The organism is Streptococcus sp. CL8.13, assembly GCF_049737895.1.
The window spans coordinates 1-11,806 of sequence record NZ_JBKOTT010000010.1 but is presented as its reverse complement, the minus strand read 5'-3'; the positions used below and the strand labels follow the sequence as shown (position 1 = coordinate 11,806).

The following is an 11,806-nucleotide window of genomic DNA, read 5'->3' as shown; positions in this document are numbered from 1 at the left end:
CCGCAGGAAACAGCAGAATTGACTGAGTTAATTCGTCGCATCAAAGATGAATTTAAGATTACAATCATGTTGATTGAACACGATATGAATTTGGTCATGGAAGTAACAGAACGTATCTACGTACTTGAATACGGTCGTTTGATTGCTCAAGGAACTCCAGACGAAATTAAGACCAATAAACGCGTTATCGAAGCTTATCTAGGAGGTGAAGCCTAATGTCTATGTTAAAAGTTGATAATCTTTCTGTGCATTACGGCATGATCCAGGCAGTCCGTGATGTAAACTTTGAAGTGAATGAAGGAGAGGTAGTTTCCCTTATCGGTGCCAATGGTGCAGGTAAGACAACCATTCTCCGTACCTTGTCTGGTTTGGTTAGACCGAGTTCAGGAAAGATTGAATTTTTAGGTCAAGAAATCCAAAAAATGCCAGCTCAGAAAATCGTAGCAGGTGGGCTTTCACAAGTACCAGAAGGACGCCATGTCTTCCCTGGCTTGACTGTTATGGAAAATCTTGAAATGGGAGCTTTCTTAAAGAAAAATCGTGAAGAAAATCAAGCTAACTTGAAGAAAGTTTTCTCACGCTTCCCGCGTCTAGAAGAACGGAAAAATCAAGATGCAGCCACCCTTTCAGGAGGGGAACAACAAATGCTTGCCATGGGACGCGCCCTTATGTCAACACCCAAACTTCTTCTTTTAGATGAACCATCAATGGGACTTGCCCCAATCTTTATCCAAGAGATTTTTGATATCATTCAAGATATCCAGAAACAAGGAACAACCGTCCTCTTGATTGAACAAAATGCCAATAAAGCACTTGCAATCTCTGACCGAGGCTATGTATTGGAAACAGGGAAAATCGTCCTATCAGGAACAGGAAAAGAACTCGCCTCATCAGAAGAAGTTAGAAAAGCGTATCTTGGTGGCTAAAACAATCCAGTGGATTGTTTTAGTCGGTGGATGAGGATTACGAAGTAATCATCATTATAGTCCAGGGGACCTTTTTAGTTGACAGATATAGATTGTAAAGCAATCTTTATCTACATTAAAAGGTTAATTTCTAATAATTGAAAAAATCGAATGAAATGTATCTTACCTTCATTCAGAGAGCTCTATTTCAGAGCTCTTTTTGCTAGCTTATTCATACTTTTCTGAATTTTGAAAAAGAAATGTAAGCGTTTGATAGATTTACAAAAAGATTGTATAATAGGGATAAGAATAGAAAAGGAGAAGTCTCATGGCAGTTAAAGATTTTATGACCCGCAAGGTAGTTTATATTAGTCCGGATACAACAGTATCTCATGCAGCAGATTTGATGAGAGAGCAAGGGTTGCACCGCTTGCCTGTTATCGAAAATGATCAATTAGTTGGTTTGGTAACTGAGGGAACCATTGCGCAAGCTAGCCCCTCAAAAGCAACAAGTCTTTCTATCTATGAGATGAACTATCTTCTGAATAAGACCAAAGTAAAAGATGTAATGATTCGAGATGTTGTTACTGTCTCAGGCTATGCTAGTCTAGAAGATGCAACTTATCTGATGCTGAAAAACAAGATTGGTATTCTTCCTGTTGTTGATAACCATCAAGTCTATGGTGTTATTACGGACCGTGACGTTTTCCAAGCCTTTCTTGAAATTGCTGGTTACGGTGAAGAAGGAATTCGTGTGCGCTTTGTTACGGAAAATGAAGTTGGTGTTCTTGGAAAAATTGTTTCTTTGATTGTAGAAGAAAATTTGAATATCTCTCATACAGTCAATATTCCGCGTAAGGATGGTAAGGTGATTATCGAAGTTCAAATCGATGGATCAATCGATTTACCAGCCTTGAAAGAAAAATTTGAATCAGAGAATATTCAAGTAGAAGAAATCACTCGTACTTCAGCAAAAGTCTTGTAAGAAGGGAAGCCGAAAGGCTTCTTTTTACGTGCAATAAGGGATTAGAGCAAAAGATGGAAAGAAATGATAGATTATGGTATAATAAAACGATACAACAAAGGAGTATTTATGGACATTTCAGAAATTCGTCAGAAAATTGACGCCAATCGTGAAAAATTAGCTTCTTTCAGGGGGTCTCTTTGACCTCGAAGGTTTAGAGGAAGAGATTGCCATCTTGGAAAACAAGATGACAGAACCTGATTTTTGGAACGATAATATCGCGGCCCAAAAAACGTCGCAAGAATTAAATGAATTAAAAAACACCTACAACACTTTCCACAAAATGGAAGAGTTGCAGGATGAAGTCGAAATTTTATTGGACTTTTTAGCTGAAGATGAGTCTGTGCATGAAGAATTGGTTGAACAGTTGTCAGAGCTGGATAAGATGATGACCAGTTACGAAATGACCCTTCTCTTGTCAGAACCTTATGACCATAATAATGCCATCTTGGAAATCCATCCAGGATCCGGTGGTACAGAGGCTCAAGACTGGGGTGATATGTTGCTTCGTATGTACACTCGCTATGGAAATGCTAAAGGCTTTAAAGTAGAAGTCTTGGATTACCAAGCAGGAGATGAAGCTGGTATCAAGTCAGTAACCTTATCATTTGAAGGACCTAATGCCTATGGTCTTCTCAAGTCAGAAATGGGGGTACACCGTTTGGTGCGAATTTCACCATTTGACTCTGCTAAACGTCGCCATACCTCTTTCACATCTGTAGAAGTGATGCCTGAGCTGGATGATACTATTGAAGTGGAAATCCGTGAAGATGATATCAAGATGGATACCTTCCGTTCAGGTGGTGCTGGTGGACAAAACGTCAATAAAGTTTCAACAGGGGTGCGTTTGACACACATTCCTACGGGAACTGTCGTTCAGTCAACGGTCGATCGTACCCAATATGGAAATAGAGATCGAGCTATGAAGATGTTACAGGCCAAGCTCTATCAAATGGAGCAAGAAAAGAAAGCTGCGGAAGTCGATTCCCTCAAGGGTGAGAAAAAGGAAATCACATGGGGAAGTCAAATCCGTTCTTATGTTTTCACGCCTTATACTATGGTAAAAGATCATCGAACTAGCTTTGAAGTTGCGCAGGTAGATAAGGTTATGGATGGAGACCTAGATGGTTTTATCGATGCTTATCTCAAGTGGCGAATCAGCTAAGATAGAAAGGAACTCACATGTCAATCATTGAAATGAGAGATGTTGTCAAAAAGTATGATAACGGAACGACAGCTTTGCGAGGTGTCTCAGTCACTGTTGAACCCGGGGAATTTGCCTATATCGTAGGTCCGTCAGGAGCTGGGAAGTCAACATTTATTAGAGCTTTGTACCGCGAAGTAAAAATCGAAAAAGGAAGCTTATCTGTTGCTGGTTTTAATCTGGTTAAAATTAAGAAGAAAGATGTCCCACTTCTACGTCGTAGTGTCGGGGTAGTCTTTCAGGATTACAAACTCTTGCCAAAGAAAACTGTTTATGAAAATATTGCCTATGCAATGGAAGTAATCGGTGAGAGCCGTCGTAACATCAAAAAACGTGTTATGGAAGTTTTAGACTTGGTTGGATTGAAGCATAAGGTTCGTTCTTTTCCAAATGAACTTTCGGGGGGAGAACAACAGCGTATAGCGATTGCGCGTGCCATTGTAAACAATCCAAAAGTATTGATTGCGGACGAGCCAACAGGAAATTTGGATCCGGATAATTCATGGGAAATTATGAATTTATTGGAACGCATCAATCTCCAAGGTACAACTGTCTTGATGGCTACCCACAACAGTCAGATTGTAAATACCTTGCGCCACCGTGTCATTGCCATTGAAAATGGCCGTGTCGTTCGTGACGAAGCTAAAGGAGAATATGGATACGATGATTAGTAGATTTTTTCGTCATTTATTTGAATCATTAAAAAGTTTGAAACGAAATGGCTGGATGACAGTAGCAGCTGTCAGTTCGGTTATGATTACTTTGACTTTAGTTGCAATATTTGCATCTGTTATCTTTAATACGGCTAAACTCGCTACAGATATTGAAAACAATGTCCGAGTAATGGTATATATTCGTAAGGACGTAGCTGACAATAGTGAGACCATTGAAAAAGAAGGTCAAACCGTTACCAATAATGACTACCATAAGGTATACGATGCTTTGAAAGGTATGTCAACTGTTAAAAGTGTTACCTTTTCAAGTAAAGAAGAACAATATGAAAAGTTGACCGAAACAATGGGGGACAACTGGAAAATCTTTGAAGGGGATGCCAATCCACTCTATGATGCATATATTGTTGATACCAACACGCCAAGCGATGTAAAGACAGTAGCAGAAGAGGCTAAGAAAATTGAAGGTGTATCAGAAGTTCAAGATGGTGGTGCTAATACAGAACGCTTGTTTAAGTTAGCCTCATTTATTCGTGTCTGGGGACTAGTTATCGCGGGATTATTGATTTTCATTGCGGTGTTCTTGATTTCTAATACTATTCGTATCACCATTATTTCACGAAGCCGTGAAATTCAAATCATGCGTTTAGTAGGTGCTAAGAACGGCTATATCCGTGGACCTTTCTTGCTTGAAGGTGCCTTCATTGGTTTGCTTGGAGCAACTCTTCCGTCAGTTCTGGTATTTATTGTCTATAAAATGGTTTACCAATCGGTTAATAAGTCATTGGTTGGTCAGAACCTTTCAATGATATCACCAGAGGTATTCAGTCCACTTATGATTGCTCTATTATTTGTGATTGGAATTTTTATCGGTTCAATCGGATCAGGAATTTCAATGCGCCGATTCCTGAAAATCTAAAATAAAATAGAATTATATTTGAGGAGATTTTAATATCTCCTTTTTTACTACAAAAATTTTAGAAAAAAGTCTCCTTTTTTTTGTAAAAGCCTTTACAAAAAAAATTAAAGTGGTATAATTAAATCATAAAAGGTGCAAACGTTTTCGTAAAACGTTTGCCTAAATAAAAATAAAGGAGATTTGAATGATGAAAGATACATTCAAAAATGTCTTGTCTTTCGAATTTTGGCAAAAATTCGGTAAGGCTTTGATGGTGGTTATCGCGGTTATGCCGGCTGCTGGTTTGATGATTTCAATCGGTAAGTCTATCGTGATGATTAACCCAACCTTTGCACCACTTGTAATCACTGGTGGAATTCTTGAGCAAATTGGTTGGGGGGTTATCGGTAACCTTCACATTTTGTTTGCCCTAGCCATTGGAGGTAGCTGGGCTAAAGAACGTGCTGGTGGTGCTTTCGCCGCTGGTCTTGCCTTCATCTTGATTAACCGTATTACTGGTACAATCTTTGGTGTATCAGGTGATATGTTGAAAAATCCAGATGCTATGGTAACTACTCTATTCGGTGGTTCAATCAAAGTTGCTGATTACTTTATCAGTGTTCTTGAAGCTCCAGCCTTGAACATGGGTGTGTTTGTAGGGATTATCTCAGGTTTTGTAGGGGCAACTGCTTACAATAAATACTACAACTTCCGTAAACTTCCTGATGCACTTTCATTCTTCAACGGGAAACGTTTCGTACCATTTGTAGTTATTCTTCGTTCAGCAATCGCTGCAATTCTACTTGCTGCCTTCTGGCCAGTAGTTCAAACAGGTATCAATAGCTTTGGTATCTGGATTGCCAACTCACAAGAAACTGCTCCAATCCTTGCACCATTCTTGTATGGTACTTTGGAACGTTTGCTCTTGCCATTTGGTCTTCACCATATGTTGACTATCCCAATGAACTACACAGCTCTTGGTGGTACTTATGACATTTTAACTGGTGCAGCTAAAGGTACTCAAGTATTTGGTCAAGACCCACTATGGCTTGCATGGGTAACAGACCTTGTTAACCTTAAAGGTACAGATGCAAGTCACTACCAACAATTGTTAGATACTGTTCACCCAGCTCGTTTCAAAGTTGGACAAATGATCGGTTCATTCGGTATCTTGATGGGTATGATCGTTGCTATCTACCGTAATGTCGATGCTGATAAGAAACATCAATATAAAGGTATGATGATTGCGACAGCTCTTGCAACATTCTTGACAGGGGTTACTGAACCAATCGAATACATGTTCATGTTTGTAGCAACACCTATGTATCTTGTTTACTCACTTGTTCAAGGTGCTGCCTTCGCTATGGCTGACGTAGTAAACCTACGTGTCCACTCATTCGGTTCAATTGAATTCTTGACTCGTACACCACTAGCAATTAATGCTGGTATTGGTATGGATATCGTTAACTTTATCTGGGTAACTGTTCTCTTTGCCGTAATCATGTACTTTATCGCAAACTTCATGATTCAAAAATTCAACTACGCAACTCCAGGACGTAACGGAAATTACGAAACTGCTGAAGGTTCAGAAGAAGCTAGTAGCGAAGTGAAAGTTGCAGCAGGCTCTCAAGCTGTAAACATTATTAACCTTCTTGGTGGACGTGCAAACATCGTTGATGTTGATGCATGTATGACTCGTCTTCGTGTAACTGTAAAAGATGCTGACAAAGTCGGTGATGCAGAACAATGGAAAGCAGAAGGAGCTATGGGTCTTGTCATGAAAGGACAAGGAGTTCAAGCTATCTACGGTCCAAAAGCAGACGTATTGAAATCTGATATCCAAGATATCCTTGATTCAGGTGAAATCATTCCTGAAACTCTTCCAAGTCAAATGACAGAAGCGCAACAAAACACTGTTCACTTCAAAGGTCTTACTGAGGAAGTTTACTCAGTAGCAGACGGTCAAGTTGTTGCCTTGGAACAAGTTAAAGATCCAGTATTTGCTCAAAAAATGATGGGCGACGGATTTGCTGTAGAACCTGCAAATGGAAACATTGTATCTCCAGTTTCAGGTACTGTATCAAGCATCTTCCCTACAAAACATGCTCTTGGTCTTGTGACTGAAGCAGGTCTTGAAGTATTGGTTCACATTGGTTTGGACACAGTAAGTCTTGAAGGAAAACCATTTACAGTTCATGTTGCTGAAGGACAAAAAGTTGCAGCAGGAGATCTCCTTGTCACAGCTGACTTGGATGCTATCCGTGCAGCAGGTCGTGAAACTTCAACAGTAGTTGTCTTCACAAATGGTGATGCAATTAAATCAGTTAAATTAGAAAAAACAGGTTCTCTTGCAGCTAAATCAGCAGTTGCTAAAGTAGAATTGTAATATACTTGAGGTTGGAAGCTGTATTCCAACCTCTTATTTTGGGAGAAAAGAATGAAATTTTTAACACTCAATACTCACAGTTGGATGGAAAAAGAAGCTGAGGAAAAATTCCAGCTCTTGCTTGAAGATATTCTTGATAAAGACTATGATTTGATATGTTTCCAAGAAATCAATCAGGAGATTACTTCGCCAGAGGTGGAGGTTAATGACCTTTATCAAGCTTTGCCAGCAGCTGAGCCTATTCACCAAGACCATTATGTTAGACTTTTGGTTGAAAAGTTATCAGAGCAAGGGAAAGATTACTACTGGACTTGGGCCTATAACCATATTGGTTATGACCGCTACCATGAAGGTGTGGCTATCTTGTCTAAAACACATATTGAAGCAAGAGAAATTTTGATTTCAGATGTGGATGATCCAACAGACTATCATACTCGCCGTGTCGCCCTGGCTGAAACTGTAGTTAATGGTAAGGAGCTTGCAGTTGCCAGTGTACACCTTTCTTGGTGGGATAAAGGTTTCCAAGAAGAATGGGCGCGATTTGAGGCTGTCTTGAAAGAATTGAACAAGCCACTTTTGCTTGCTGGAGATTTCAACAACCCAGCTGGTCAGGAAGGTTACCAAGCTATTTTAGCTAGTCCACTAGGCTTACAAGACGCATTTGAAGTTGCTCAAGAGAAAAGTGGTAGCTATACTGTTCCACCAGAAATTGATGGCTGGAAGGGGAACACAGAACCCCTTCGAATCGACTATGTTTTTACTACCAAAGAGTTAGCGGTGGAAAATTTACATGTCGTATTTGATGGCAACAATAGTCCGCAAGTTAGTGATCACTATGGCTTGAATGCTATTTTAAACTGGAAATAATGACTAAAAAGAGGTTGGAATTATAATATTCCAGCCTTTTTCTGACTATAAAAGCTACTGGAAATAGCCTAAATAAGTGAGACTACTGAAATGGAATAAAATATGGTATAATTGATAGGATAGATAGAATCGAGGATATTATGTCATTTACGAAATTTCAATTTAAAAACTATATTAGAGAAGCCTTGGAGGAGTTGAAATTTACAACTCCAACAGAGGTGCAAGATAAGTTGATTCCGATTGTTTTGGCAGGTCGTGACCTAGTCGGTGAATCAAAAACAGGTTCGGGTAAGACTCACACTTTCCTATTGCCGATTTTCCAGCAATTAGATGAAGCCAGCGATAGTGTTCAAGCAGTCATTACTGCACCGAGCCGAGAATTAGCTACTCAAATTTACCAAGCAGCCCGTCAGATTGCTACTCACTCAGAAGTAGAAGTTCGTGTGGTTAATTATGTGGGGGGGACAGATAAGGCTCGCCAGATTGAGAAATTGGCAAGCAACCAGCCTCATATTGTTATCGGTACGCCAGGTCGTATCTATGACTTGGTTAAGTCTGGTGATTTAGCTATTCATAAAGCTAAGACCTTTGTGGTCGATGAGGCAGACATGACCTTGGATATGGGATTCCTAGAAACTGTTGATAAGATTGCTGGAAGCCTTCCAAAAGACCTGCAATTCATGGTCTTCTCAGCGACTATTCCACAAAAACTGCAACCATTCTTGAAAAAATACTTATCAAATCCTGTTATGGAGAAAATCAAGACCAAAACGGTCATTTCTGATACCATTGATAATTGGTTGATTTCGACCAAGGGCCGAGATAAGAATGCTCAAATTTACCAGTTGACTCAGTTGATGCAACCGTATTTGGCAATGATTTTTGTTAACACTAAAACGCGTGCTGATGAATTGCATTCATATCTGACTGCTCAAGGTTTGAAGGTGGCAAAAATCCATGGGGATATTGCCCCTCGTGAGCGCAAACGTATCATGAACCAGGTGAAAAATCTGGATTTTGAGTATATTGTCGCAACAGACTTGGCAGCGCGTGGGATTGACATTGAAGGTGTCAGCCATGTCATCAATGATGCCATTCCGCAAGACTTATCCTTCTTCGTGCACCGTGTTGGTCGTACCGGACGCAATGGCCTACCAGGTACAGCTATTACTCTTTATCAGCCAAGCGATGACTCGGATATCTGTGAGTTGGAGAAATTAGGAATTAAATTTACTCCGAAGATGGTCAAAGACGGGGAATTTCAAGATACTTATGACCGTGATCGTCGTGTCAACCGTGAGAAAAAACAAGATAAACTTGATATCGAAATGATTGGTTTGGTTAAAAAGAAAAAGAAAAAAGTCAAACCAGGTTATAAGAAAAAAATTCAATGGGCGGTTGATGAAAAGCGCCGCAAAACCAAGCGTGCTGAAAATCGTGCTCGCGGTCGTGCAGAGCGCAAAGCAAAACGCCAAACATTTTAATAGTAATTGTTGGAGTACTGAGCTCCAACTTTTTTTATTTATGAGAACGAACTATCTAAACAGAAACACTACATTAAAGACTGTAAATTGCGTTAAAAAATGGTATAATGATAAAGTTATATAGTCCCGATAAGATGGTAGGTATTCAGCACTAAGAAATTTCCTATCAGTACTTTGTAACTCTATAACACTATTTTTAAGGGGGGACATTTTTATGTCAGAACGTAAATTATTCACGTCTGAATCTGTATCTGAGGGGCATCCAGATAAGATTGCAGACCAAATTTCAGATGCGATTTTGGATGCTATTTTAGCTAAGGATCCAGATGCGCACGTTGCTGCTGAGACAGCTGTATATACTGGTTCCGTCCATGTTTTTGGTGAAATATCTACAAATGCCTATGTGGATATTAACCGTGTGGTTCGTGATACCATTGCAGAGATTGGCTACACCAATACAGAATATGGTTTTTCTGCTGAGACGGTGGGAGTCCATCCGTCACTTGTTGAGCAGTCACCAGATATTGCCCAAGGTGTTAATGAAGCCTTGGAGGTTCGTGGAAATGCAGACCAAGATCCATTGGACTTAATTGGAGCTGGAGACCAAGGGCTCATGTTTGGATTTGCAGTGGATGAAACAGAAGAGCTCATGCCATTGCCAATTTCACTCAGTCATAAGTTGGTTCGTTGTCTGGCAGAACTTCGTAAGTCTGGTGAAATCAGCTATCTTCGTCCAGATGCTAAATCACAAGTTACAGTTGAGTATGATGAAAATGACCGTCCAGTACGTGTGGACACAGTTGTTATTTCAACTCAGCACGATCCAGAAGTCAGCAACGAACAAATTCACAATGATGTCATTAGCAAGGTTATCAAAGAGGTTATTCCAGCCTCTTACTTGGATGAGCAAACAAAATTCTTCATCAATCCAACTGGTCGATTTGTAATCGGTGGACCTCAAGGAGACTCAGGCTTGACTGGTCGTAAGATTATCGTGGATACCTATGGTGGCTACTCTCGTCACGGTGGTGGTGCCTTCTCTGGTAAAGATGCGACTAAGGTGGACCGTTCTGCCTCATATGCAGCTCGTTATATTGCCAAGAATATTGTTGCAGCAGGTTTGGCTAAAAAAGCGGAAGTGCAATTGGCCTATGCCATCGGTGTTGCGCAACCTGTTTCTGTCCGTATCGATACCTTTGGTACAGGAACAGTAGCTGAAAGCAAGCTTGAAAAAGCAGCGCGTCAAATCTTTGATCTTCGTCCTGCAGGGATTATCCAAATGCTTGATCTCAAGCGTCCAATTTACCGTCAAACAGCAGCTTATGGACACATGGGACGTACAGATATTGACCTTCCATGGGAACGTTTGGATAAGGTAGATACTTTGAAAGAAGCAGTAAAATAAAATCTTAAGAGGGGGACTTCCTCTCTTTTTAATATACTATTTCCTCCAAAATCATTGAAATTATAGCTTGAATTTGATATGATGGTCTTATGGATAAAAGTAGAGCAAAACGTGTTGAGCACGATAAAAAGAGAATCGGTTTAATAGCCCTGGTAGCTATCTTTTCAGTAAGTATTTGCGTCCTTGGTTCAATGATTGGATACAAAGTATATACAAAGCAAAGTTTCGAACAAAAAATTGAGTCTTTAAAAAATGATAAAGATAATCAATTGAGTGAGGGAAATCAGAAAGATCATTTTCGTAAGGGACAATCAGAAGTAATTGCCTATTATCCTCTCCAAGGGGAACAAGTGATTTCATCTGTAAAAGAAATCATGACACAGGATATTAAGGAAAATCTGGAAGACAAGGAAAATCTGGTTTTTTATTATACGGAGAAACAGGATTCGACTTTAAAAGGGATTGTCAACCGAAGTGTGATGAAACAAGTCTATGATTTAACTTCGTCAAAAGTTGAAGAGACTGAAAAAACTAGTCTGGCAAAAGTACATTTGACAGAAGATGGCAAATCTTTTACACTTGATCAATTATTTTCAGATGCTAGTAAAGCCAAAGAACAGCTGATTAAAGAAATGACCTCTTTTTTACAGGATAAGAAATTGGACCAAGAAAAGATTGATCAAATTGTTAAAGGCTTCTCTGATCAAGACTTGTCTGCATGGAACTTTGATTATAAGGATAGCCAAATTATCCTTTATCCAAGTCAATCAGTGGAAAATCTAGACGAGATTGCCTTGCCAGTATCTAGTTTCTTTGAGGTCATTCAGTCCTCTTATTTATTAGATAAGGATGCAGAGCTATATAAGGCTTATTATGAAAAGAAAAATCGTAAAGTAGTAGCCTTGACTTTTGATGATGGCCCGAATCCTGCAACGACAAATCAAGCATTAGATACTCTTTCT

General features: G+C 39.6%; 9 protein-coding genes and 2 pseudogenes. All 11 read left to right on the top strand.

What is annotated here, in order from left to right; genetic code table 11:
• Window positions 1-216: pseudogene (locus ACLNCN_RS00810) on the top strand (ABC transporter ATP-binding protein); the annotation flags it as partial.
• Window positions 216-926 (top strand): ABC transporter ATP-binding protein, encoded by a 711-nt coding sequence (locus ACLNCN_RS00805; protein ID WP_424844435.1) that lies wholly within the window; start codon window positions 216-218, stop codon window positions 924-926. The pseudogene ACLNCN_RS00810 and the gene ACLNCN_RS00805, both read left to right, overlap by 1 nt.
• A gap of 307 nt (window positions 927-1,233) precedes the next feature.
• Window positions 1,234-1,890: a CBS domain-containing protein gene (locus ACLNCN_RS00800; RefSeq protein WP_004256822.1), complete on the top strand. Its 657-nt coding sequence runs from the start codon at window positions 1,234-1,236 to the stop codon at window positions 1,888-1,890.
• A gap of 108 nt (window positions 1,891-1,998) precedes the next feature.
• A protein-coding gene (gene prfB, locus ACLNCN_RS00795) for a peptide chain release factor 2 (protein WP_100198837.1) occupies window positions 1,999-3,094 on the top strand; the annotation gives its coding sequence in 2 pieces (ribosomal slippage) (window positions 1,999-2,070 and window positions 2,072-3,094; 1,095 coding nt in all).
• Window positions 3,095-3,111: 17 nt separating this feature from the next.
• Window positions 3,112-3,804 carry a cell division ATP-binding protein FtsE gene (gene ftsE, locus ACLNCN_RS00790; RefSeq protein ID WP_120718873.1) on the top strand — a complete coding sequence of 231 codons (693 nt, stop codon included), beginning with the start codon at window positions 3,112-3,114 and terminating at the stop codon, window positions 3,802-3,804.
• Window positions 3,797-4,723, top strand: coding sequence for a permease-like cell division protein FtsX (gene ftsX / locus ACLNCN_RS00785; protein WP_000625545.1), 927 nt, complete (start codon window positions 3,797-3,799; stop codon window positions 4,721-4,723). Before ftsE ends, ftsX begins: the two co-directional genes overlap by 8 nt.
• A gap of 184 nt (window positions 4,724-4,907) precedes the next feature.
• Window positions 4,908-7,088: a PTS transporter subunit IIBC gene (locus tag ACLNCN_RS00780; RefSeq protein ID WP_424844434.1), complete on the top strand. Its 2,181-nt coding sequence runs from the start codon at window positions 4,908-4,910 to the stop codon at window positions 7,086-7,088.
• Window positions 7,089-7,139: 51 nt separating this feature from the next.
• On the top strand, window positions 7,140-7,955 hold the full coding sequence (locus tag ACLNCN_RS00775) for an endonuclease/exonuclease/phosphatase family protein (protein ID WP_424844433.1): 816 nt from the start codon (window positions 7,140-7,142) through the stop codon (window positions 7,953-7,955).
• 140 nt (window positions 7,956-8,095) lie between these two features.
• Window positions 8,096-9,439 carry a DEAD/DEAH box helicase gene (locus tag ACLNCN_RS00770; RefSeq protein WP_261074019.1) on the top strand — a complete coding sequence of 448 codons (1,344 nt, stop codon included), beginning with the start codon at window positions 8,096-8,098 and terminating at the stop codon, window positions 9,437-9,439.
• A gap of 214 nt (window positions 9,440-9,653) precedes the next feature.
• The gene (gene metK / locus ACLNCN_RS00765; protein WP_424844432.1) at window positions 9,654-10,844 is read left to right on the top strand and encodes a methionine adenosyltransferase; all 1,191 of its coding nucleotides are present in this window, start codon (window positions 9,654-9,656) and stop codon (window positions 10,842-10,844) included.
• An 89-nt stretch (window positions 10,845-10,933) separates the two neighbouring features.
• A pseudogene (locus ACLNCN_RS00760) lies at window positions 10,934-11,806 on the top strand (peptidoglycan-N-acetylglucosamine deacetylase PgdA); the annotation flags it as partial.